The sequence below is a fragment of the Vibrio sp. Vb0304 genome (assembly GCF_033338995.1).
GTDB classification, from domain to species: Bacteria; Pseudomonadota; Gammaproteobacteria; order Enterobacterales; family Vibrionaceae; genus Vibrio; species Vibrio alginolyticus.
On the sequence record NZ_JAWOTT010000002.1, the window covers coordinates 134,016 to 159,967 of the forward strand.

At 43.8% G+C, this 25,952-nt stretch carries 12 protein-coding genes; 5 read left to right on the forward strand and 7 right to left on the reverse strand.

The features are described 5' to 3' along the window. Positions 1-253: 253 nt before the first annotated feature. Positions 254-1,228, forward strand: a complete 975-nt coding sequence (locus R7P35_RS05660) for a M23 family metallopeptidase (protein WP_054865523.1) — start codon at positions 254-256, stop codon at positions 1,226-1,228. A gap of 339 nt (positions 1,229-1,567) precedes the next feature. Here R7P35_RS05660 and R7P35_RS05665 read toward each other — a convergent pair whose 3' ends face one another. Together R7P35_RS05665 and ampC are read right to left on the reverse strand one after the other, a co-directional pair. After that, positions 1,568-2,206 (reverse strand): CatB-related O-acetyltransferase, encoded by a 639-nt coding sequence (locus tag R7P35_RS05665; RefSeq protein WP_213904424.1) that lies wholly within the window; start codon positions 2,204-2,206, stop codon positions 1,568-1,570. A 94-nt stretch (positions 2,207-2,300) separates the two neighbouring features. Continuing rightward, entirely contained in the window at positions 2,301-3,452 is a 1,152-nt protein-coding gene (ampC, locus tag R7P35_RS05670) for a class C beta-lactamase (protein WP_205461069.1), read from the reverse strand. Positions 3,453-3,812: 360 nt separating this feature from the next. Between ampC and R7P35_RS05675 the strand changes: the two genes are divergently transcribed. Then, positions 3,813-5,216, forward strand: a complete 1,404-nt coding sequence (locus R7P35_RS05675; protein WP_205461070.1) for a PLP-dependent aminotransferase family protein — start codon at positions 3,813-3,815, stop codon at positions 5,214-5,216. 514 nt (positions 5,217-5,730) lie between these two features. On the opposite strand, the gene R7P35_RS05680 is transcribed toward R7P35_RS05675, so the two are convergent. The 4 genes from R7P35_RS05680 to R7P35_RS05695 form a co-directional block, all read right to left on the reverse strand. Next, a complete protein-coding gene (locus tag R7P35_RS05680; protein ID WP_258458571.1) occupies positions 5,731-15,363 on the reverse strand; it encodes an Ig-like domain-containing protein in 9,633 nt (3,210 codons plus the stop codon). A gap of 119 nt (positions 15,364-15,482) precedes the next feature. Then, a complete protein-coding gene (locus R7P35_RS05685) occupies positions 15,483-16,097 on the reverse strand; it encodes a phage tail protein (protein ID WP_042522652.1) in 615 nt (204 codons plus the stop codon). Positions 16,098-16,243: 146 nt separating this feature from the next. Next, positions 16,244-17,191, reverse strand: a complete 948-nt coding sequence (locus R7P35_RS05690; RefSeq protein ID WP_230623501.1) for a formyltransferase family protein — start codon at positions 17,189-17,191, stop codon at positions 16,244-16,246. Positions 17,192-17,198: 7 nt separating this feature from the next. Further along, positions 17,199-18,497, reverse strand: a complete 1,299-nt coding sequence (locus R7P35_RS05695) for a hypothetical protein (protein ID WP_042522654.1) — start codon at positions 18,495-18,497, stop codon at positions 17,199-17,201. A gap of 868 nt (positions 18,498-19,365) precedes the next feature. Here R7P35_RS05695 and R7P35_RS05700 point away from each other — a divergent pair. Then, positions 19,366-22,539 (forward strand): AAA family ATPase, encoded by a 3,174-nt coding sequence (locus tag R7P35_RS05700; protein WP_318091843.1) that lies wholly within the window; start codon positions 19,366-19,368, stop codon positions 22,537-22,539. 134 nt (positions 22,540-22,673) lie between these two features. On the opposite strand, the gene R7P35_RS05705 is transcribed toward R7P35_RS05700, so the two are convergent. Further along, entirely contained in the window at positions 22,674-23,147 is a 474-nt protein-coding gene (locus R7P35_RS05705) for a DUF1842 domain-containing protein (RefSeq protein WP_042522656.1), read from the reverse strand. Positions 23,148-23,430: 283 nt separating this feature from the next. On the opposite strand from R7P35_RS05705, the gene R7P35_RS05710 reads away from it, so the two are divergent. Together R7P35_RS05710 and R7P35_RS05715 are read left to right on the forward strand one after the other, a co-directional pair. Beyond that, the gene (locus R7P35_RS05710; protein WP_005373452.1) at positions 23,431-25,122 is read left to right on the forward strand and encodes an FAD-binding oxidoreductase; all 1,692 of its coding nucleotides are present in this window, start codon (positions 23,431-23,433) and stop codon (positions 25,120-25,122) included. An 87-nt stretch (positions 25,123-25,209) separates the two neighbouring features. Further along, positions 25,210-25,536 carry a hypothetical protein gene (locus R7P35_RS05715; RefSeq protein WP_042522657.1) on the forward strand — a complete coding sequence of 109 codons (327 nt, stop codon included), beginning with the start codon at positions 25,210-25,212 and terminating at the stop codon, positions 25,534-25,536. Positions 25,537-25,952 lie beyond the last annotated feature (416 nt).

The window sequence follows — 25,952 nt, forward strand, 5'->3', positions numbered from 1 at the left end:
AGTAATTTGGCAAAATATATTTTCCCGAGATTATATTATTGAAAAATATTTTCTCAACGTGACATTAACACCAACAAAATAGGCATAAACACCAAGCCAACCGTCACTTTGACTGAATTATTAAAATTATTCTTACATCCTATAATTATTAACTTAGTTAAAACAGAGGAATTACTCATGCTTTAATGCTAGTTTTTATTTAAAATATTATACTCTACGCACAACTGTCAGTATTGATAAATCAACAAAACTAATGACTATTTTAATAATAAAAAGGAGTGTGCAAGCTCCTACCGTAGCCTTTATCACTACTGCGTTAATCATATTGATTAGCGTATCGCTTTCTCACTACTTCCTCACTCCTGTGGATAGGCTACCTACCATCAAGCCTTTAGAATTCGAAAGTAAGAATGTGCAGCCACCAATTAATAAGAATACTCGTAGGCAAAAAATCACTATCGGTGTTGTTGAATACTCTTTTGTCGCTTCATTATTAAAATCAGGAGTGAGTCAAAAAGAGATCAACTTGCTATTAGCACTTATCAAAAGCAAGTTTAATATTATTGACTCTATTAAAAGAGGTGATAACTTTATCTTAAGAACTAAATTAAATAGTAAAAATGAAACTTACATTAGTTCTTTTTACTATTTAGGCAGTAAAACTGATTTATTTATTATCAATGATGGTCACGGTAACGTATTTGATGAGCATGGTGTGTCGATAAATAATCAGTTCATGTTTTCTTCACCCTTTGATAAAAACTACAGAGTGAGCTCTGACTATGACTTAAAGCGAACACATCCAGTGACCAATATAACGACTCCGCACTTAGGCACTGATTATGCCACACCTGTAGGTACACCGATTCGTAGTATTGCTGATGGCGTCGTTTTAAAGTCCCGCTACAACCGTTTTGCCGGCAACTACATTAATATCCGCCACACAAATGGCTCTGTATCACGCTACCTACACTTATCTCAGCGCAACGTCCATGTTGGTGAGAAGATCAGCCGAGGACAAGTGATAGGGAAAACGGGTAACACAGGAAGAACAACAGGGCCGCATTTACATCTTGAACTGCACATCAATGGTGTTCCGGTTGATTACGAACGATACATTCAAAGGCACCCAAACACTGACGTAAATATAGAAATGCTGATTGCAGCGAGAAAAGAAAAAGCAGAGTTAACAGCGGAATGGCAACGGTATGAGCAGTCAAATAGGTAACAACAGCCACTTCGATTCGCTCTTTCTTCATTTATCTGAAGCGAGTCCTCGTAACCCTCTGAGCGCTTCGTAGTCTGTCGCCACTAACCAATTTCAGGATCAAAAAGAGCCGCTACATGCGGCTCTTAATGATTATAATTTCCCGATATTCCATCGGTTTCCCCTTAACCAAACACGTTGTCCTCTTGTTCTTGAACGCAAATGGTACGCGCCCTATCATGTTCACGTAAAAGATCAATAAAAGAATAAAATGATTACTCATTGTATTGGCTAGATATCTAATACAAAGAGGCCCAACAATACCTCTTTCTTACTTTCTAAACAGTGACGCTGTCACGATTATGAGTGGTTTCTATCATATTCAGCGCTTGCCTTTCTCAGCCCTTCTAAATCGTCTGAACATAAAAATCTCTTCAGGCTGTCGATTTTCTTATCAGGCCAATAATATATCCTAAGAGCAAGCAGTTCGTCTATCGTCTCTCGAGAAAAGCGATATTTGACATGCTTAGCTGGTGACCCCGCAACCATGCTGTAAGGCTCAACATCTTTCGTCACCACACTGTTTGCCGCAACGATTGCTCCTTCTCCGATAGTCACACCCGGCATTATCATGGATCGCATACCGAGCCAGGCGCCATCGCCAATATGAGTATCTCCTTTCCCGACGTACGCTTCTTCAATAAAGTCCATAAATGGGTACAAGGAGAACCAATCAGCTCTATGTGTACTGTTTCCCCCCATAACAATGACAACTTCCGCTGCAATACAGACAAAGTCACCTATATGTAACTTATCAATCTTCCATTTTGGTTCCCAATCTCGGCTGAACTCATCGCCTTGTAGATATCTTACAACAGACTCTTCAAAACCGGCGTCCCAACAATCACTGTAATAACTATGTTTACCTTTAATCGTTATATTTGGGTTCGTAACAACTTCATGTAGCAAAGTCACCTTAGACCAATGCTTAGTTTTCATGAATACTCCTATAAATACTATCTAATAAAACACTGTAGATAGTATGTATCTAAATAAGCTCTAATAATTACGTAGTGCCTATTACCACTAAAATTTACTTCACCACTGAGCTAATAATATGGTAAGCAGCCTCTACTCTTTCTGCATTAGGGTAGTTTTTATTCGCCAGAATCACTATGCCTATTTTTTCAGAGGGTACATACGCGACATATGCCCCAAAGCCACCTGTTGAGCCCGTTTTGTTATACCAAACGTCACGACCGAGAGTACCAGATACACTTGCTTGAACCGGTTTAGCTTTGAGAATTACATCGCTGGAGTTACCCTTCAATAATTGCGAAAGTGAAACGGGGTAATCATAACCCTCCCATCCTACGGCTTGTGTAAACGTGTCGGTATCAAAATACTTAGTATGAGTTCTCTCTAGCGCATTTTCTATATCAGTATTAAGTTGCGCTTGACCCATATTTGCTTCGATATATTGAAGCATATCTAAGCTTGTTGATTTAATACCATAGGCTTGTGCATCAAGAATACCTGGATTAACTCTAACGGGTTTTCCCTCAGAACTATAACCAAAAGCATAGTTGTTAAGCTTATCCTTTGGTACATCGACAAAGGTATTGGTCATACCGAGCTCAGGCAGGATGACGGTTTCCATCATTTCCGTATAGTCTGACTTCATACTCAAGGCACCGATGTAGCCAAATAGACCAATACTAGGGTTTGAGTACTTCCTCTTAGTACCGGCTTCGTACTCCGGTTTCCACGTTTTGTAGTACTGCATCATTTCAGCGTCGTTCGTTACTTCGCTAGGGAATTGCAATGGTAGACCACCTGCAGTGTAGGTGGCGACATTAACTAGCTTGGTATTACCCAGAGCACTATTCTCTAATTCTGGAATATAATCTTTGACCTTGTCATCCATGTCTAGCTTACCTTTTTCTTGGGCGTACCCAGTCAAAGTAGCAGTAAAAGTTTTACTGATAGAGCCGAGTTCAAAAATTGTGTCGTTGGTGACTAAACTCCCCTTACTTACGTCAGCCAAACCGTAATTATAAAAATAACGTTTACCATCAATCGTTACTGCAACAGCCAACCCCGGAATGTCGTATTCGTTGATTAATCCTTTAGCGCATTCATCAACTACGCTCTTTAATTGACTGCTAACCGTTAACTCCGTTTTCGCAAACGTGACGAAAGAAGTGAGCGATAAAATGGCCAGCAAGGCATTGTTTAACTTCATTGAACCCTCAATTTTTTAATTTTAACTTATAATTAATTTCTAGTTTATTCCAAGGCTTTTAACTTTTTATATAAAAGTAATCCTGACTTGAAGAACTCCAATCGTTAACCCTCGATGAATAACACTGTGTCTTCAAATTTTTAGTGCGATATAAACAGGTCTAAACCTGATCACCGTTGATAGGTAGGCCGGTTAGATACGAATGTAAGTAACATCCGTTTCCAAAATGGGGAAATAGTGTACTCAATTACGCTTTCTCCATATCACGATAACGGTATACTAGGTAGATATACTTGGTATATACAGATCCACATCCTCACAACGCTTTAGAACCACTTTTCAACGTCTACAGAGAAAACGATGCCATTTTCACTACACTTCGAAACTGGAAAAGTCACCAGCCAACAACTTTACTCCGAGATATACCAAGGGATATTAGAAGGCAGATTACGATCAAATGAGAGATTACCGTCAACCCGCATGCTGTCGAAAAAGTTAGGCATAGCAAGAAACACTGTCATTTCGGTGTATGAGCGACTTCAGTTCGAGGGGTGGATAGTAAAAAAGGCAGGATCTGGCACGTACGTAAGTAATGCTCTAGAACAAACGGTGAATCAAGATAAGAGACCAATAAAACACTACCAACTAGGGGTGTTTGGCACTAACGCATCGAAGAAGCCAGAGATCATCGCACCAAAGAATCTAGACTATGACTTCACTTTAGGCGTTCCTGATCATCAGAGAATAGCAAAGCATATTTGGCGACACTCAAGACTGAGTAGGCTCAATGCATTAACTCCAGAGTTTGCACATGGCGGTGATTTACAAGGGTTAGCTTGTTTACGAGAGTCTATCTGCGAGTATGTGAGACACTCGAGAGGCGTAATCTGTGACCCTGAAGACATCATCATTACTCAAGGGTGCCAGCAGGCAATAATGACGACTCTCCTTACATTACTCTCTCCCGGGGATCTCGTGTCGACGGAAGATCCAGGATATCCTGTTTTTCGAAATCAAGCTCGATTACTTGGCGCGCAAATAGGCTCCGTGCCGATGGACGACCAAGGTGTTGTCGTTGAATCAATCGCTTCTAATGCCAAAATTATTTATACAACGCCTAGTCATCAGTTCCCTTTAGGCTTTAGCTACTCAGCTGACAGGAAGTTAGAACTGCTGAGATGGGCAGAAGTTAATAACGCAATCATTATCGAAGATGATTATGATTCGGAATATCACTATCTCAATACCAGTAAGAAAGCTCTCAAGTCACAAGACAAAAATGACTGCGTCGTTATGATAGGCAGTTTCTCTAAAATACTATTTCCCGGCATACGCATTGGCTATATGATTCCGCCAAAGTCTTTAATAGAGCCAATTTCAAATATGTTATGGCACTTGGGAAGAAGTACATCTGTAGTGTCTCAAATCCTACTTGACGAATTCATGCGTGACGGTCATTTCTCTTACCATTTACTCAATATGAATAAAATCTACAGCGAAAGGTATAATAAGCTAACTCAATTAATTGACAACATAGATTGCTTACAACGTATTCCAAGCCAAGGTGGATTGCATATAGCAGCTGAAGTATCGGGATGCGCGACACAAATGATGAATAAATTTGCTTCATCAAATGTAGCGGTTTACCCATCATCGCATTTTTCTATCAACAATCATTCTAATGCCCTCTTATTTGGATTTGGCATTATTCCTACCCAAAAAATAGAAAAAGCATTTGATATTATTCAATCAATATTGGATTAAAACAGATATAAAATTATCGTTTTGCTCGGTATCAATTTATCGTCGCAGTTATCAGCATCAGGGCGACAGCCAGCGTGGAACGCTTTTCAACCCAATAAGGGTTCAATACGAACTGTGTCGCTCTGACACGCTTGGTTTGGCTTCAGCCCCAACACTATATTTCTTCGACTGTAAACGTACTAGGTTCAAAGTAAAGCGACGTATCACGCTGACATTTGCAGCACTACCAACAACCCTATTGCGTAAATCATCTTCTTTTAAGTTAAGTTCACATCGAGCATTCAATGAACCTTATTTTTCTAATATCGAACCGTAAGTTCTGTTTAACACTCTATCAAAACACTATCTTTCGCTAGATGTTAAAGAAGAAAAGACTTCAAGGTAATTAAGGATTTGTTATAGACTATTGACCTACATAATAAAGAGCACAATCACGACATTAATCTCCAGTGATTTACCATACCGCTTCATGAGCAATTGGGATATAAATTATCGAAAAATACCAAACCATAAGTTAATACGCTGCTAACGGCTCAAAAAAATAACGAAGTTGTAGCGCAATTATATCAACATCATTTTCATGTAAAAAATAACGAGCGCCTTGGACACCGATCTCCCAATTATCTGAGAGGTTGTAGCCAACTTCTGCACCAATATATCCATCAAAACCATCCACTTCCGTCGTTATCTTGCTGCCTTGATACGTACTTTCAATATCGGTATCCCAGAACAAGCCCCCCAAACTCAGTTTTGCGGACCATGAATTGTATTGCCAGAACTTATAACCGATGTCGAAGCCCATGCCCTTAACAAGGAGTGGGGCTATAGATGCGACATTGGCGTGATAGTCTTCTGGTGAAGTAGTAGCACTACGCAATGTAGCACTACCTTCACCCATATCAATATAACGAATAGTTCCAGACCATTGATCAGAAAAAGTATATCCCAACCCGACAGAGCGATAGAACCCGGTGTTGTCAGTAGAGATTACGTTATCACCTTTAACAGCATCACGCTCATCTGCATGGCTTGACCCCATTTGAACATCAACATACCAGCCCGCTTGACTACTAAAACTAAACACAGCAATTAGTGCTAGAGCACTGTTTCTTCCATAACGTTGCATGGCTCCTAACAAAATCAAAAGCATCAACACCATGCCACCCAATGATCCTGCTGAAGTATTTTCAACCTTTACATCTCTTACCAACTTAACGGTCACTATAACTTTCCCCGCGTCTTGCAGGCCTTGGCTATCCTGAATGATATATGTCAACACATCATTGCCTTCAAACCCTGAGGTAGGGGTATAGGTCACGCTCTGATCTGCATTCATGACCGCCTGCCCATACTGCGCTTGGACTGAAACCAACTTCAATGTGTCGTTATCCGGATCGGTATCGTTAGCAAGGACATAAACCGTGACAGGGGTACGATCATCGGTGGTAATATTATCGTCCACCGCATTCGGATTCTGACTGTTTACCACATTTACCGTCACCTTCGCCGATCCCGTTCCACCATTACCATCCGTTACGCTATAAGTGATCAAAGCCTCCCCGTAGTACTGTGGTTGAGTGACATAACTTAGTTTGTTATCAACCACACTAACACTACCAATATCTACAGAAGCGCGACTTACCTTCAGCCCATCACCATCAGCATCAGCATCATTGCTCAATACATCGATCGTCACCGTACCATTGAGACTAACAAACGCATTGTCGTCAATCGCTTGAGGGAGTGTATTATTGCTTACACGAGCGGCAACGACGCCAGGGTCAACGACACTGCCATTAGCCAATCCGTCATCATCGTTCGGACCACCGTCTTCAATGGTAAGTTGTACACACCAGTCACCTTCAGTCAGACCCTGTGACCATGAACTGTGCCCTGGTGGCGGACAATAACCAGCCTCGCCAGCACTAGAAGAAACCGTGTTTTGAGCATCCTCAATAAAGTCTATCCACCCCTGTTCAGCGTTATACTTTCGGTACACTGCATTTGCTGGAACAGGTAAACGCTGAGGCAAAACTAATTGATAGCTTTGGCCGGGCAGCGGCAAATTAGTTACTACAAAATCAAAGATTCCCCCTATGCTCTTCATGTTGATATCTTTAGGAAGCTCCTCATCCAGCAATAAAGCTCCTCCTGTTGCGTTAGTCAGAATGGTTATTCCTTTGCGTAAACAGACACCTGGCTGCCCCTCAATGAGGAAGCGATCTTTTTCTGACACAACCTGTTGAATTACGTTACAGTCAGAAATTGCATCAAGATAATCAGGGATACCATCACCATCACTATCATTATGACCTTCTTGATCATCCGGGATTAAGTCGCCATCACTGTCTTCACTCCCGAGCTCCGCCAATGTTTGTACCACTTCTAAATAGACATTCCGTGTCACTGATAATGGTGGAGTGCCATTGTCAGTAACTGTCAATTGCAAATTGTAAATCGCTGAACTCAGTAATTGCGGAGAGAAAGTCAATGTTTCGCTGTACATCTGCCCCGCAATCGCTTGGTTAAGTACATCGCTATCACTACTCCATCTGAAACTGTGTATATCGGACATATTGGCATCACTAACACTGCTCGTGATTGTGACCGGTTCAACACCATTTTCAATTTGGCTCCGCTGCTCCCCCGCCTGAGATACACTTACCGTGACCTTCGGAGCCACATTCTCTTCAAAGATTGTCAAGGTGTAACGACGCTTACTACCTAGATTAAGGGTGCTGTCCAGATCAATCACTAAGGTTTCAACGCCCTCATTTTGTCCATCATTAAGTAGTTCGAACGAAAGTTTGCCTTCGGTACCACTAGGTATCACCACTTCACCAGAGGTGAGCGTGTGGTCATCACTGTCCGTGCTTCCTGAAACCGTATAAGGTATGATTACTGGGTAGCTCGGCGAAGGACCGTTAAGGTGTATCGATACGCTATGATTGGTGCCTTCCGTGGTTTGCGCATCTTTGGAGATACTTATCAGTGGATACACTGTTACCGTTTGACTAGCTTCAGCGACGTTTCCATCAGAGTCTTGAGTGCGCCAATAGACCGTATTAGTTCCAGGTCGGAAAAAGGTCGTGCTGTCGACCAATGAAACAGGTAATAGCTTGCCTGTACTATCTCGTGCCACAGCAGAGCCTAATGCAACTTTAGTAAAGAGCGAAGTTGCGTTCACTTCGATATCTGAAGGTGCGGCTATTGTTGGTGCGTCCAATTTCGCACTTTTAATTGTCACGATTACTTTCGCGGTGGCCTTTCCACCGTTACCATCTTTCACACTGTATTGCACTGCCACTGTACCAATTGAGGTCGTTACCAATTGGATTTGACTGCCCACAATCGTTGCCGTTCCAGATGTAGGTTTAACCCATTCCAGTTGTAATGTATCTAGATCAACATCGCTGTCGTTGCTGAGTACATCCAATAAGTAGCTACCATCGTTACTCTCGGTAAAGACATAGGTATCATTAACCGCCACTGGCTCATCATTAACGTTGATTACCGTGATGCTAAACGCTGCTAAAGATGTGCTTAGCTCACCGTCTGAGACACTAATAACAATATTATTGGTGCTGCCAACATGCTCATTTTCCGGCGTACCACTTAGCAACCCAGTTGCTCTATCAAAGGTTGCCCATGATGGTTTATTGCGGATTGAAAAGCTCAAGCTACTACTATCAACATCCGATGCCTGCAGCGCAAAGCGGTACGTACTGCCTTCGTTGACGGTAAGAGCAGGAGTGCCACTGATCACTGGCGCGTCATTGACATTGTTAACCACAATACTGAATCTATTGAGCATTGTGGTCGTGAGACCATCAGAAACCGAGATAACAATGCCCTGATATTTGCCAACATCACCATTATCTGGTGTACCACTAAGCGTGCCTGTTGATGCATCAAAGCTAGCCCAAGATGGCTTGTTCACGATACTGAAGGTGAAGGCTTGGCTGTCAACATCTGACACTTGTGGCGTGAACAGATAGGTGCTGTCTTCATTCACTTGTGTTGCTGGTGAACCAGAGATAACGGGTGCATCGTTAACGTTATTCACAGTAATCGAAAAAGCTGACAATGAGGAAGAAATAGAGCCATCGGATACGCTAATCACGATACCTGGATAAGTCCCCACATAACGGTTACTTGGCGTGCCAGAAAGCGCTCCTGTTGTCTTGTCAAATGTAGCCCAAGGTGGCTTGTTAGCTATCAAGTAGGTCAGAGTATCCGCTGGGTCATTGTCCAATGCCGCGGGCACAAACTGATACACACTATCTTCATCAACTTGCGCCGATGGGGTACCCGTAATCACTGGCGCGTCATTAACGTTATTCACCGTGATGGTCACTAACGCCACTCCAGAGGTAAGTTCTCCGTCACTTACGCTGTAAGTGAAACTGTCCTGACCAAAGAAGTTACTGTTACCCGTATAAACCGCGTGATTGCCTGTGACGGTAACATTACCGTTGACTGGCGATTTTACAATTTGATAGCTCAAAGATGAGCCTTCTGCATCGTTACCATTTAAAGTAATGGTCAGCGGTATTTCTTCCTCTCCCGTAGCACTGATATCGGTCGCGGTTGGTGTATCGTTGACTGCATTAACCGTCAAATCGACACGAACCTCTGTCGAGTCGAGATCACCGTCGTTGACCTTGAACAAGAAGAAGTCGGAGCCATTGAAGTCCGCTTCTGGTGTATAGCGCCAACTATTATTGGTCAACTGCTCTAGCACGCCATGACTGACTTGCTCAGTGATAAGATACTGCAGAGTGTCATCATCGTTATCAATATCTGAACCAACCAGCGTGATCACCAAACTATTGTCTTCATCAAGCGTTTGTGACTGTGCTTGCGCCATTGGTGCGTCGTTGACTGGTGTTACTGTCATGGTCACTGTTGCGGCGTTAGATACAGCACCTGCTAAGTCTGCCACCGTATAGGTGAAGCTATCTTCACCGAAGTAGTTCTCATTGGGGTTGTAAACAATCGCTCCTGACGCCGTCACGTTCACACTGCCATGTGCTGGCGTATCGACGACTGTGACACTAGTGAGTTCAAAACTGTCTCCAACATCGGCATCACTATCATTGCCTAATACATTGACCTCGAAGGAGCCTCCCTCTAGTAGTTGTGCACTGTTATCAACAGCAACGGGGGCATCATTCACTGGCGTAATATTGAGCGTGACGGTTGCAGGCACTGAGACTGCTTGACCACTATCGGTTAGCATGTAGGTAAAGCTATGTTGACCATTAACGTTCGCTGTTGGCACAATCTTTAAGGTCCCATCGACATTGACACTGACCGTGGCAAAACTGTATACCCCCTCTCCTTGACCAAGATCTTGCAGGGTAATACTACTCGGGGTGAATGACCCATCTTCAATATCACTGTCGTTACTTAAAATATCGAGTGTCGATGTGATATCTTCATCAAAAGTAAAACTGTCTTCCTCCGCTACTGGTGAGTCATTGACGGAACCGATATTGACGCTGACCGTGGCCGCAAGAGAAACGCCGCCTTCACTGTCTGCGATCGTGTAAGTAAAGCTATCGCTACCATTTTCATTCGGATTCGGCGTATATACAAAAGTGCCTACAGTTTGATCAATGGCTACTTGTCCTTTTTGAGGCAAACTAACTAACGATAAATCACCCGTTGGGATGCCATCTTCAACATCCTCCGCTTGACTACGCGCGCTGACTGCTGCGCTTGCGGTATCTTCGTCGGTGTTGATGGTCAGCGCTTTAGCGACTGGCGCATCATTTATAGCCATGATAGTGACGGTCACTGTCGCCTCTTGCGACTCCTGCAGCAGGGCATCTTTCACGGTATAGGTAAAGCTATCTGTGCCTGTCTCATTATTATTTGGCGTATAGGTAACAACGCCGTTGCTGATCGACACCTGACCTTTAATTGGTTGCGTTTTAATCGTTGTAGAAGAAGCGACCATGTCATCATTAACATCGGAATCGTTGGCTAACAGACTAAATTGTTTCGCCGTATCTTCCTCAGTCGAGAAGCTATCATCAACTACCGTTGGCGCGACATCGTAGCGTTTGGTCACAGTATCCGTCACTGCATCAGATGCGTTGCCTGCGGCATCGGTTACCACCACGCTTACTGTCAACGTCCCCTCTTGCAAAATAGTGACGTCAATGCCCGTTACTTGCATGGTCTCCGAAGAAATTGTTTGACTAGCGCCGTCAATGGTCGTGGTACCGTCGGTCACGCTATAAGTGAACATCGCGTTCACTTCAGCTGCTGCGAAGGTAAAGCTCATCGCCTGTTCGTTGGTTTTGTTAATGCTCTCCTGATCAATGCTGATGCTATGTCCAGTCGGGATCCCCGTATCCACTGAGATCAACAACTGAGTCGCTGCTGTATTGAGGTTGCCAGCTGCGTCGCTAAATTTCTCGGCTGCAACATCAATAGTTGCATCCTCAGTGCTTTCTTCTGCAGGTGTAAAGGTAGCCGTGTAACTGGCGCTACTGCCCGCAAAGTTAGAAAGAGTTCCTCCAGCCACGGTCACATCGGCTTCGGAAAAATCAGTTGCGGCTTCACTCAAGGTAAACGTGAGTGTTGCCGTTTCACCCGCTTTCAACGCAGCGCTGGAGCTAGTGATACTAACGGTTGGAAGCACAGTATCGACGCTGATGGAAAGTGGTGTAGCTGCACTATTGGTGTTACCAGAGGCATCGGTAAATGTACCTGTGGCAACTTCAATAGTACCGCTCGTCGCACTCTCTTCCGTTGGTGTAAAGGTCGCAGTGTAGCTGCTACCACTGCCAGCAAAACCAGACAAAGTACCGCCACTAACCGTGATATCCGCCTCGGTAAAATCGCTCGACGCTTCACTTAAGGTAAAGGTAATGGTCGCCGTTTCGTCCGCTTTCAGCGCCAATTTATCACTGGAGATAGTCACACTCGGCACTAAACTATCAACGGTTATAGACAGTTGAGACGCAGCAGTGTTGCTATTCCCGGCAGCATCGGTAAAGAAATCTGCCGCCACGTTAATCGTCGCTGTACTTGTACTGTCTCTATCCGGCGTAAAGGTGGCCGTGTAATTGTCACCGCTGCCCGCAAAGTTAGACAAACTGCCGCCAGTGACGGTGACATCTGACTCAGTAAAGTCACTTGAGGACTCACTTAAGGTGAACGTGATACTCGCCGTTTCGCCAGAGATCAAATCAAGGTCTGAGCTGCTCAAAGAAACAGTTGGCCTCACGTTATCTAACGTAATTGTTGTGCTATCTATACTGGAGGTGTTGCCCGCCGCATCGCTCTGGCTCGCCGCGACCGTCAGGGTGCCGTTGTTAAACGCACTTACATCAAACTCACTGCCAATAGTCGTCCAAGCCCCGGTATTGCCGGCCGTCACCGTACGACTGACTGAGTTGTTATTGTCCGTGATGGTCACGGTCACACTATTGCCAGCCTCCGCGCCGGAGCCAGCAATCAGCACATCATTGTCTTCTGCCGCATTGACGATACCGTCGATTGCAATCGGCGTGGAAATGGTAACAGCGGATGGCGCTGCGTTATCTAGGGTTACGCTCTGGGTGGCTACGGTGGAGATATTACCTGCTATATCAGCTTGGGTTGCAGACACAGTCAGGGTGCCATTGCTCAAGCCACTGATATCCAGCTCGCTGCCGCTCAACGTCCAGTTGCCTGAGTTGTCGGTCGTCACCGTACGACTGACAGAGCTGTTGTTATCCGTGATAGTCACGGTCACGCTGTTGCCTGCTTCCGCGCCGGAGCCAGCAATCAACACATCGTTATCTTCCACTGCATTAACAATACCATCGGTTTCAATCGGTGTAGTGATGGTCACAGCTGATGGTGCGGCGTTATCTAAGGTAATGCTCTGGGTGGTCACTCTGGAGGTATTACCCGCCGTATCCGATTGCGTCACAGCAACTATGAGTGTGCCGTTGTTCAGGCCACTGACATCAAGCTCACTGCCGCTCAACGTCCAGTTGCCTGAGTTGTCGGCCGTCACCGTACGGCTGACAGAGCTGTTATTGTCCGTGATAGTCACGGTCACGCTATTGCCTGCTTCCGCACTGAAGCCAGCGATCAGTACGTCGTTGTCTTCTGCCGCATTGACGATCCCATCAGTTTCAATCGGCGTATTGATGATTACAGCAGATGGGTCTGCATTATCCAGAGTAATACTCTGGGTGGCTGCGGTAGAAGTATTACCTGCTATATCTGCTTGGGCTGCAGACACAGTCAGGGTGCCGTTGTTAAACGCACTTACATCAAGCTCACTGCCGCTCAACGTCCAGTTGCCTGAGTTGTTGGCCGTCACCGTACGACTGACAGCGCTGTTATTGTCCGTGATGGTCACGGTCACGCTGTTGCCTGCTTCCGCGCCGGAACCAGCGATCAACACATCGTTATCTTCCGCTGCATTGACGATCCCATCAGTTTCAATCGGCGTGGTGATGGTCACTGCTGATGGGGTTGTATTGTCCAGGGTAATGCTCTGTGTGGCTGCGGTGGAGATATTACCAGCTATATCAGCTTGGGTTGCAGACACCGTCAGGGTACCATTGTTCAAGCCACTGACATCCAGCTCGCTGCCGCTCAGCGTCCAGTTGCCTGAATTGTCGGCCATCACCGTACGACTGACAGAGCTGTTATTGTCTGTGATAGTCACGGTCACGCTGTTGCCTGCTTCCGCGTCGGAGCCAGCGATCAACACATCGTTGTCTTCTGCAGCGTTGACGATACTGTCAGCCTCAATCGGTGTGGTAATGCTCACTGCTGATGGGGCTATTGTATCAATGGTGACACTTAACGCGTTGGATGCCGAGCTAACATTATCATCGCTATCAGACGCTTTAGCGCTTATTGCATGTGTAATACCAGACGCCAACTCATTGGTTGTTATCTGCCAGTTCCCTCCAGTAGCAGTGCCTGTGCCAATAACCGTTGCACCTCCACCGACTTGATCACTGTATAAAGTAACGATCGATCCACTCTCAGAAATCCCACTAAACGTTGGTGTAGTGTCACTGGTAATATTATCAGTATTTAATGGCCCGGTATCCGAACTAGCATCTAAATCGGGTGTAGATGGCGCATTTGGCGTGGTATCGACTGTCGTAAAGTTAAATGTGGCATCATCGCTGATCCCAGCGAAGCTATTATTTGCGCTGTCAGCCACGGCACTGGATTCAATATGAATGGCGTAGGTCCGGTTCCCTGCCAGATCACTGGTTGGGTTTAAGTAAACTTTATTGTTGGTAACACTGATGCGACCAGCGCCTGGTGATGTTGTTGTGCCATCGCTTTCGGTGGCAACATTAAATACTTCAAAGTCGCGACTGTCGGTAACATTACGAATGGTAATATTGCCGCTCTTCAGCTCAATATTTTCATCGAAGGCAATCTCGATGTTGTTGCTAACAGAAACATTGGTTGCATCATCAGTGGGGGTTGAGCTCGCACTGACAAAAGTAGGCGCGGTAGAGTCTGAAACCGCAGCGTCATCAATCTTGATACTTCTGATAAGATAACGAGAGTCAGCACCCGGACTTCGGGTAAACGCCATAGTCACTGTATCAACGTCCTGCCATGCCGAATCATTAAAGTCTGTACCACGGGTCAGGGTAAACAAGTCCTGTAACCCTGAGTTTGCTTCACCACCTTTTGGCAAGGTGACAGTTTCGGTCACTGTTTGAGTATCATTAGAGAAGCCAGTTAACACAAGTTGATACGTTTTATCTGAGTCTCGGGCCGACCCCTGCATAAAGGTAATTTCGTCGAAACTGAAGTTAGTACTTGATTTCTCAAAAAAGCGGAAGCCACGATTGTTGAACTCATTAATCATGGTATTTGAGTAAAGAACACCAGCTACAAACCCGAGGTCATTTAGGCCAGTAAACGGAGTGCCATCCGAGCTAGTGCCCGCATCTAATACCATAGATACAGCACCTGCATTGGTAAGAGTGACTGAGGGCATACCCCCTGTGACGCCGGTCTCCACCTCACTAAAATTGGAACCTGAACCATTAGAGTAGTTAATCGTTTGCTGTGCAGCCCAGACTCCACCGGAAAAAAACGCTGAGAACACCCATGCTGTTGTAATTGCGATCGCAACCTGACGATGTAATCTCATTTTCCTCTCCTGAAGATGACGGCCTTATCAACATGGCCGGGTTATCATAATCAACTTAAATATTTAATTTTTTATAGGAAAGGATTAGCGAAAGATTCAGCCAATTCTTTCTTGGTTGATTAGCTGTGCGGTGGGTATACTCCCGCAGTGGCAATTAACCAATTAATCGGCAATACCGGGCTCAAAATATTAAGTGGCATTGAACCGCCTGTTTTAGTCACAGTTACAGTACCTCCGCCCGAGCCACCACCAGAAACACTTAAGCCTTCGATCTCGGTCAAATCTGGTTGCTGAAACGTCGGTTTATAGAACCCGGGGGTAGAGTTTTGCGCTATATACGAATTACTATCGGGTACCTGTGTATTTGCAGCATTGGTAGCAACCTTCATCCTGCCTGTTACAGGTGCAGAAGTGCCAAGAGGGGTAAAAATTGCCGTATGTAAGTGTGCTGGCATTTGAGTTATATCAATAGTTACCAGTTCAGTACCCAATCTTTCTCCCTGATGATAATCCATCCCCCCAGGTCGTGTGCCTACACCAACTGGACTGCGGCCACGCAAATCAGGTAAACCAAAGGTAGTTCGGGCGTCACCTCCGTATAGAGTGCTAACTAGAGAGAAGAGCGCTGGATTATCTTCAATTGCCTGCATTTGCCCCGAGCACATTGCCCAATTTCTAATTGCAAAATTGCCGCCAAATGCGGTTAGTGTCCCAAGATACGGTTCTGTAGCCATACTGTTCTTCCTTTTAACGTATACACTTAAGTTAAAACCAACCCATAACGTAATTGGTGTGGTTGGTTAAAACTTTCCAATCTCGCATTACTAAATACCGTTAAGGGCTTCATTAATGCCGTAAAGAGCCGTATTGAGATATTTCTTTACTCGCAGGCCGAAGAGCGCTGAAGCAATGACATCCCAGCGTCCAGCCCAGCCATTTGCGCGTAGCGATAACCCGAAAACACGCCTTGCTGTGTAGCAATAACATCTATTGATATGGCGCTATCTAACGTTTTCACTTGTAACCCATGTTGTGGGCTGATCTCGAGAATGCTCCCCGCCTCAACACCAACTAAAGAAGTCTCCATTGCGCTTGCTTGCAAAACATTGGCGACACCACTTGGCAAGCTCAACATCGCACCACCGAAGTCATGATTGCCTGCTCGCACTAAGTTGACGATTTCGCGACTCGTTTGCACGTTCCAACGAAGGTGCAGATCATGTTGGTTTACTGCTCGTGCCACTTCGTTGGGGTTTGATACTTGTTCACGCCAAACCAGCCCTTGCTTTTGTTGCGCGATGAGGAAGTCATACATCAGCTTAGCCGTCATTTGTGACGCTTTTTGCTGAGCACTGGTTAAGGTCTCAAACGGGTGAAATGGTACCTCTAACTCCATTCCTATAGCGCCGGAATCAGCCGATGCCTCAAGACGATGCAGGGTGAGGCTAAAGGTGTCTAAACCCTCTCTTAATTGCCAATAGAGAGGCATCGGGCCTCGATACTCGGGCAGCTTTCCCGGATGAATGTTGTACAAGTTTCCGTTGAAAAACTGACACAGCGAGGAATGAACTATGTGCCTGAACAAATAGATAACGCCATCCGTGACTCGCCAAACATCGAGTTGCGCTATCAAAGCACTGCTGTCATTGGCGGTATACTGAGCAATATGAATCGATTGAGCGCTCAGATAGCTCTGTAGCTGCTGTAAGTCAGGATTTAGTTCTCCTTCCGGTACTACCACGCCCGCCAATTTATGCTGTTGTGCCAACAACTGAATGATGGGCAAGGCGTAACAACTTCCTGTAAAAACGACGTATTTTTGCTGCATATCGAAATCATCCATGGGTGGCGACAAAACCTGGCAATCCGGTTAACTGATAATAGAAACTGACCTTATCCCCTCCCTTCGCTTCAAAGTAATGGTGTTCAACAGCTTTGGGCTTGGCATCCACATAAAAAGTCATGTCGGGTTTAGGATGGGTAATACCAGAGTCGTATTGTCCGACCATCGCATCTCCGTAAGTATCGATATGGCTGTAAATGGCGAGGATACGTTTTGCCATATCTGGCACATCTTTCGGCAGCTCAATGGTGTTGCCTTGCAGCATTTTTATTCCACCATCTAGCTCAAAAATCTCGCTTCTGAGCAACATGGCTTTATTGACGTTAAGAATTTCTCCCAGATCAATTCGATCATCGATCGCTTCCGGCTGGCAATGGTTGGAATGTGCATACTCTGCTTTTTCCCATTGTTGATTAAATTCCGTCTCCCCGATGACCATCATGGCGCGCACAGATACCTGATTGGGGATCATTTCGCCTTGAATATGTAAATATTGAACCAAATGTTTCGCGATGCTGAGGAACCCTTCCCGACTAAAGCCATGCTGCATCGCTTCAAGTATCAGGAGATCAAACGTTTGAGTTGGCGAAAATTGGGTAGCATCTTCTTCCACTAAGGCTTCAATGTAGTCTGCGATATCGAGATCCGCGATCAATTGATTGAGTGCTTTAATGGCTCCGGGGTGAATATCTACTAGTGTCACCTGAAGCTGCTCTGCGCTAATTCGATCACTTTGTTTGTAGTGAGCAAGTAAAGGCAGCAGCAATGGTGCAAAGGGGCCGCAAGCTGGATAAAGCACTTTAACCTGTGACTTGTTGGCAAGCATATGTTGGATAGCTTTGTTTATACCACACGCAAAGCCTTTAATTCGGTACACATCTTTGATGGTGTGTTTACAGTTAAGTGGGGACATCACCAGCCCAGACGTGGAAATGTACTGTCGGGTCAGTTCCTCTTGAGTGAGTTTAGCCAGAGAAAGAGATTGGCAAGCGTTGCCATACATGCTCTGAAAGGCTTGCACCAGTGTTCGGTGCTCAACTTTCGTCTCCTTCAATACGAGCTCAACTGCCGCAGCGAAACTCTCTTTCAGTTGCCGTTGGCGTTCAGCCGTGCTGAGTTGGTTTTGGAGCATAGCCTCAAGTTTAGTCCGTAATGAGTACTTAAGCAGCTCATCCATTTCGGGTTCAGCAAAACCAAACTGTAGAGTTTGTTGCTGCACTTCTTCAACACCGACCGTCTCACGAGATTGAGGACGTTGCTGGTAGAATTCTATAGATGAGCCTTTTTGCATAATTCATGAACCTCACTTGCCGCTGTAGCAGTAGTTAATGATGTAACACACCTGTACTTGAGAAAAACATATGCCAGAGGTCCGCGTTACAATATCTCAGCTCCCGGCTCTAACTTCATAAACCGTACTGACAAAATTGGGCAGAAAAATTGAGATAAAAACAGTTCTAATCCTGTAAATTCAGAGAGTAGTAAATAGTTAGGGTAATAGGCCTTTCGATGTGATTCTTCTAAAGCAAGCGCTTGCCAATCCCCTCGATGGCAAGATCGTTTGACATATGGCAGCCACGCAGTCTCCTTAATAGAGGTAAGCGCGGCACTCAAGTGTGGTGTAATATGAAAGCCTTTTAATAGGCAGAAAAAGCCAATATACATAGTATAAAGCCAACTATTTATAATATTGAAATTAAAATAATTTTTTCGGCAGTTATTTTGAAATTGCCGATATTTGATTTATAGACTAGAAAAAATCAGTTAGCCAGAATAGAGATCAAAAAAAACACTAAAAATAAGATTGTCAATTTATATCTCTAAAATTAAAGAATTTAATTTTTAAAGTTTAATGAAGTCCAATACAAGTTTAAGGTGTGCAATCTTTTAAAAGATATAAGTTTAAAGATATTTCAAAAAACTTATTAAGAAAAACATGAACTCACAAAAATAAATATCAAAATTATTAATAAAAAAACACCACTAATATAACAATGAATTAAGGTGGTTTGAAGATTAAAATGCCCATTTCATTTTCGTATATAACATTTTAACTACTAGTATTATATATGTGGTGAAATAAGATAAATTTATTCACTCAACATATCCAATCGATTCAGGTTTACTGGGAAAAGCTATACGTTACAACGGAGTGAAATATGGCAAATAGGGATGGAAGAATTCCACTCAACGTATTACGACTCAAAGAACTGAGAAAGAAATTAGGACTGAGCCAAGAAAAACTGGCGGAAGAATGCTTTCAACAGGGTTTTGTCGTATCTATTGCTTCTATAAAGCGAGCAGAGTCTGGGGCGAATGTGCTGTATCGTACCGCATCCAATCTCGCGGAATACTTTTCTGTCCCCGTAGAGGACCTTTTAATAGATCGGGCCTCAGAACCATTATTTACAAATGTATCTTCATCACCACCATATTTTTTTATTTTTGCAATCGAAGCAAAGTGTGATTTGACCGCAAAGGCTCTGCAAACCTTACTTCTCAGCCAAAACACTACACCCATAATACAAAACCGAACGTTTGTTCTTACTTGGTCTTTACAGGAATCGGACGAATATATTTTTGAGCGAATTCGACAACTAGCCCTTCAATTAAAGGTTGCTCTTTCGGCTTCGATTCGGTCTTTTATCAATGTGAAATACATGCATCGAATCACTGAGCTATCGGAACATCCGAATGCGATTACCCCAATCAATGAAATCCTAGTTAAAATCCCTTGGGGAGAAATAGCTGCTTGTCCTTGCTTTATCTCGTCCAATTGTGCCAGACCAATAAAACCTTTTCTAACAGGAGAGCCAGACTTCAACAACTGGCATTTTGTATCCTTACACCAAAACCATACTGACTGTTTCGTAGGGCGTAAACTTGAACTAGAAACATTGAATAGCGGAATCAAGCGATGGCAAAAACAAGAAGCAGGCCAAACGTATTGTATTACTGGTACCGCAGGGATAGGAAAGACCAGCCTACTCAACCAGGTCATTTCGTCTTTGAGTCGTTCTTCGTGTTTAACCACAGAGATTCAAATCCTGAATCATGGCAGTGCTGATCTCTTGTCCCCTCAAAATATATTCACTCGGGCAATTTGTTCATTTACTCGTGAAGATACCGATGATTCTATTCGTCAGCAGACTGTCGAGTCATCAATTCCCTCTTCTTTCCATCTCTGCCTTTATTGGTTAATGGGGGTAACACTCAACGAATCAGAAAAACAGCTGCTGAACTTAATGGAGTTCCAAACGCTGAAACAAACGATAGAGCAATCTATCCCTTTCTTAATTCAACAACGGCAGACCAGCAAACCGCATTTGATTATTGTTGAAGATGTCCATTGGGCCGACGAGGTAATGTTGGCATTTCTTGAGACACTGCTACCTTATATTACAAACACCAATATTTTACTCTTTCTGACGTTTAGGCAGCAAAAACGACTTAGTTCCAAACAATCTTGGTTTGCCAACGTGAATCTAATCGAACTTAGGGAGTTATCATCTGAAGAGTCTTACGAGTTAGCTTGCTCAATCACATGCCAACAGAATAAACATATCAATGACTGTATAAAGCTTGCGAAAGGCCATCCTCTATACTTACGCCAAACACTACTTTGTTCTCAGTTTGATAAAGACGTTCCGGAGTCATTGGAACATTTAGTTTCGATACAATTAGCTCAACTTCCAGCCCAAGATCGCCAAGCACTCTGTACTGCATCTGTGTTGGGGCAGTACTTTCAACTGGAGCAACTGCGTGAAATCACTCGAATTCCCGGCTACGTACCAGATAAGTTAGTCGACGCTGGCTTAGTAAAACTCAATGGCGATCAATACCTTTTCCATCATGATTTGATTTGTAATGCTGTTTTCCGTCAAATAGACAAGTCACAGTGTTCAAAAATACACATGGCCTGCGCAAAATGGTATGAGAACCGAGATCGGTTCTTATATGCAGTCCATATCAATCATGCCAAGGGCGAAGGTGTATTTACTGTTCTTGACCAGACCGCCAAACATTACCTGAGCAATTATCAATTTGAAAAAGCACTGACTCTTATTGAATACGCTATTAAAGAGTCACCTAAAGCACAGATGGCGTATGCACTAAATATGAAAGGAAACTGCCTGTATTCGATGGGACGCATCAAAGAGAGTATTGAGGTTCTTGAGCAAGCGATTCATCACACAGAAAATGATTCTGAACGTGTTCAATACTATTTAGACCTCATTAACCCCTACCGTTTAACCGACAACTTTGTACAAGCGATGTCGATTTTAGACCAAGCCCAAGCCCTGTGCGAAAAGCTGACGTTAAATAAATCTTTGTGTGAAATTCACTCGATGAGAGGTAATATGCTGTTCCCCACTGGGCAGCTAGACGAATGTGAGAAAGAACATTTACTTGCATTAGATTACAGTCAACGAGCAAACTGTTTTCGCGCGAAAGCAAAATCGCTTGGCGGCCTCGGTGATTGTGCCTACGCACAAGGAAAAATGGCTCGCTCATACGAGCACTTAACCGAGTGTTTGCAACTGTGTGAAGAGCATCAGTTGCTTTCGATTGAAACTGCCAATCGCTACATGCTGGCAACAGTGATGATCTATCAACTGCAATCTGACGAAGCACTAAAACAGGCTCAGCATGCCTCGAATCTTGCCTATCTCACGGCAAACCGCCGAGCAGAAATTGTTTCTAGGCTTACGGCTGCATGGATCTTTCTCGACCGTAATGTCTTGGTGCAAGCTGAAAACGAAATCTCGACCGCTCTACAACTTTCAAAACAGCTTAATGCTCATCGATTTGTCGCTTTTCTTTTGGAGTCCAGTGCAAGATTGCACTGGTATCAGGGAAAAGAGGAGAAAGCCCTTTCGGACATCGACACGGCTCTAGATCTTGTTCATATCAATAAGCTACACAATTTTATTGGTCCTTGGCTCGTATCTACCAAGGCACTTATTTGTGGCGATGAATCAACGACCCTCTCCGCTTTGCGCACTGGTGAGGCTTGGCTAGAATCTACCTGTGTCGGTCATAACTATTTACGCTTTTACCAACAAGGAATCCAAGTAGCGTGGCAGTATAAGCAGCCTACGCTACTTCGAAAATATCGCGATAAGCTGTCTAACTTCACCCGAGAAGATCCGCATCCATGGGGTGACTTTTATATTGAACAAGCGAATCTGATGCTTGCCTTACTCGACCAGTCCAGCTCCGTCTCTGAGTTGTTAAACTTCAATCAGGCCGCGCGTAAGCATCAACTGAATCAGGCTCAAATAAGTGTTGATGAGCTGGACCATTGGCTCTCCACATCTACTCAACCATGAAATATTCAATAAACGAAGAAAATCGATTAATTGCACCGTCAAGTCATCGTGTTTACTCGATTTACCTCGTCAAACACAGATATTCGAAACCATCGAATATCTGTGTTTTGGCACAGTGTCATCGCTGATGAGATTTATGCTGGCGCAAGATCATTTTGCTCCACCTTAAAGTTCTCGATGCTAGGAACATGCTCAGGCAAAAGTAGAGTAACGCGTTGATTTGCTACTTCAATCCATTTACCTGAACTATTTTTATATCGATAGAATGCCACGCCTGACTTCCAATCATCATTAAGTAGGAGGTTGAGCGTTACGTTATGAAGATCAGCTCCTAAAGGAGCAATGCCTAGATAAGGCTGGTAGCCCTGCAACGTCACCATGATATGACAATCACGCATCGTGCATTGATAGTTGAAACTACCATTGAGATCAGACACCACATTTAACGGTGGGTTAACGGCCTGAAAGATATGTCCTTTACCCACTATTGATTTGTCTTCGCTGGCCACGAGTAGATTAACATCGAAGCTCACTCCTCCAGGTAAGCCGTTACCAATTTGATAATGAGCAGTAAAAATTGCTTGTGATTCTTTTGAGTCCATTTTCATTGTGTTCTCCAACTGAATTTATTGTCGTTAGTGACCCATTCAATGTAGATAACACGTCATTCTGGTTCAGTATCAATTTAGGCTCAGATCTACTTGACTACATAAATTATCCACGGTCACGCAGATGCCGATCGTTCTTTTCATCAACCAGATATTGTTGCTCTCTCGCTGATGCTTTTGGCGATTTGTACAGAACAACTGATACCAAACTGATATGGTGAATATATGCACTTGGTTTAATATTTGAACAACTATTCAATACATAAGCCAAATGGAAAAAATAATGGAACATGAATGGATGCAGGGAACTAAAGAAAACCAAGTGGTAGAACAGCACCCTAACCCTCAAATACAACGCCTCGCTGTACTTAGCGCGTACTCAATCTCAGTCAATAATGCCAAACTGTTTATTCAGAAAATGGATAAGTGCGGTTTTCCTAAAGAACGATTACTGACACCTCTTGAAAACACGGTTTCACCGGTTCCCGGTTTGAACCAATATCAAGTCGAGTCACTCATCTTCAATACTCGCTATCAACACCAACCCTTTGTCATTGTCATGTGCGAAAGTACGCAAGAAGTTCAGCAAGCCTATCTAACAGCAACTCAATTCAATCTCCCGATTCGTGTTCGCTCAGGAGGGCATGATCACGCAGGTGAATGCAGTGGTGACAACGTCATTTTGATTGACGTGAGCAGAATTAAGACCTTCCAATTGTGTGACAATATTGCCACCATTGGTGCTGGCTATCGCTTCTATCAACTGACACCAAAACTTGCAGAGCATGATCGAATGATTGCACATGGAACCTGTGCCACAGTTGGGTTGACTGGCTATATTCAAGGCGGAGGATGGGGCCCTTGGACGCGAAAATACGGCATGTGTTGTGAGCACCTAGTGAGTGCAACCGTGGTATTGGGTGATGGTACGATCACAGAAGTCTCAGCAGAGTCCAACCCTCACCTATTTTGGGCACTAAGAGGCGGCGGAGGCATGAGCTATGGCATTGTTACCGAGCTACGCGTAAAAACATTCCCTTTACCCAAAGAGATCCACCGCTTCGAGCTTCAGTGGAACCTCTATCCAAAAATCAACGGTATGCTTCAGCCAATACCAACGCACCCTACCATAGATGTGCTAAAAAATTGGGAGCAGGCTATAAAAAGCCTCGATACGCCTAAACTTCTTGGCACCAACTTGCAAATTGATGCTCTGCCTGAATCATCTAACCACTGTGATATTGAAACCATCAGCCATCACTGCACCATGTATGGCTACTGGGAAGGAACAGAACAAGATCTTCACCAATTTATAGCCGTTCAATTTGGCGCTTGCTTCCCTGATTTAGTTCAAGTCTATGAAGCACATGGCACTGACTTTGACGGGAAGAAATACGATCACTCCCTGATGAGCACATGGGGGCGCGATTCTTTGTGTCAAAACGGTTCTCCTTTCCCTCCCGATTATGACGCCCCAGCACCTCACAAAATCACTTCGCGATTGGTGTCAGAGCGAGGTCTTAAACCAGAAGGCTATACTGCACTTTTGCAAAGCTTAACTTCACCTTTGATAAAGCCAGAAAACCGCGATCAAGGGCTATTTAGTTACGTAACCTTAGGGGCGATCACTGGCGGTTTTTATCATCACTCAGACGACCTTGAAGACATATCTTTCCCCTACCGCCAGTGTCAATATACAGTCCAATACCAAACCTGGTGGAATGAAGAGATAAAGCAAAAACTAGAACTACAAAATAACCCAGTACTTGTTGATGTAAACAGAGCCATGGACTGGATTGATAAAGCCAGAGAAGCTGATATACCGGGAACCTATGGTGCCTTCATCAGCTTTAAAGATCCGGCAATTCCGACAAGCGTTTATTTTGATCGAAGCTACCGCGACTTAATCGGTATAAAAGAAAAATACGCTAAGGATAAGTTTAATCACCTTAGAACTAATAAGACCATCATTTAACATCAATATGCATCTTAAAAAGCATATATTAACAGAACGTCATTTGGCCGTTCTATCACGTATAGAAATTAAAAAAGAGGAAAAATTATGACAACTAAGGGTTCATTTTACGTTAAAAATAACTCCAACGATAAAATCACCGGATATGTGAGATTTAAAGACTCTCCGGAAATGGAGGTTCATTTCGACTTGAATATTGGCGAACAATCTGAATCTGCTAGTTTTGAATCCGGTGCCGCTACCCATGACTCCTGGTATTACAGTTTCAAAAAGGCAGGTAAAACCTATACTGGGGACAAGCCCTGTGCATACTATGCAAAAGATGAAAATAAAGGCCCCGTCGTTGTAGAAATCTTTAATGATAATTTAAAAATATCTCCACCACTTAGCGGTTCTTGTGAGAAAACTTTATAGCTGCTCACCTGATTCATCACTTCGCCCGAGACAGTTGCACAACTTCTCGGGCAGTTTCATTTCTCGGTATTTGGATTGAAGACTCTCCCCATTTTCAATCACAATCTGAAATTGTTAACTTTATGTTCTCACTTTATATCACCACTGCAAGATAATCGAATAAATACAAATCACTTTTAAAATAAACTTTAAATCTAGAGTAACCAAGATTGAAAAAATAAATATATTATTAATTTCTAAGATCAAAGAGTTTTACTTAATACATCACTTTTTATTTTAACTCTATCAACTGATACTAAACTGCTACTGACGTTTTTTGATTGAATGCTTAACTTAATAGCATGCGCTTATCTCAATGGCTAAAACCATTATTAAAGCGCAATTCATCTATATCCACGTAATCTCTAAGCATTTGA

What these genes read in the sequence shown, in the direction of transcription:
- R7P35_RS05660 (WP_054865523.1), top strand. Translation starts at nt 254, where the DNA reads ATGACTATTTTAATAATAAAAAGGAGTGTGCAAGCTCCTACCGTAGCC.
- R7P35_RS05665 (WP_213904424.1), bottom strand. Translation starts at nt 2,206, where the DNA reads ATGAAAACTAAGCATTGGTCTAAGGTGACTTTGCTACATGAAGTTGTT.
- ampC (WP_205461069.1), bottom strand. Translation starts at nt 3,452, where the DNA reads ATGAAGTTAAACAATGCCTTGCTGGCCATTTTATCGCTCACTTCTTTC.
- R7P35_RS05675 (WP_205461070.1), top strand. Translation starts at nt 3,813, where the DNA reads ATGCCATTTTCACTACACTTCGAAACTGGAAAAGTCACCAGCCAACAA.
- R7P35_RS05680 (WP_258458571.1), bottom strand. Translation starts at nt 15,363, where the DNA reads ATGAGATTACATCGTCAGGTTGCGATCGCAATTACAACAGCATGGGTG.
- R7P35_RS05685 (WP_042522652.1), bottom strand. Translation starts at nt 16,097, where the DNA reads ATGGCTACAGAACCGTATCTTGGGACACTAACCGCATTTGGCGGCAAT.
- R7P35_RS05690 (WP_230623501.1), bottom strand. Translation starts at nt 17,191, where the DNA reads ATGCAGCAAAAATACGTCGTTTTTACAGGAAGTTGTTACGCCTTGCCC.
- R7P35_RS05695 (WP_042522654.1), bottom strand. Translation starts at nt 18,497, where the DNA reads ATGCAAAAAGGCTCATCTATAGAATTCTACCAGCAACGTCCTCAATCT.
- R7P35_RS05700 (WP_318091843.1), top strand. Translation starts at nt 19,366, where the DNA reads ATGGCAAATAGGGATGGAAGAATTCCACTCAACGTATTACGACTCAAA.
- R7P35_RS05705 (WP_042522656.1), bottom strand. Translation starts at nt 23,147, where the DNA reads ATGAAAATGGACTCAAAAGAATCACAAGCAATTTTTACTGCTCATTAT.
- R7P35_RS05710 (WP_005373452.1), top strand. Translation starts at nt 23,431, where the DNA reads ATGGAACATGAATGGATGCAGGGAACTAAAGAAAACCAAGTGGTAGAA.
- R7P35_RS05715 (WP_042522657.1), top strand. Translation starts at nt 25,210, where the DNA reads ATGACAACTAAGGGTTCATTTTACGTTAAAAATAACTCCAACGATAAA.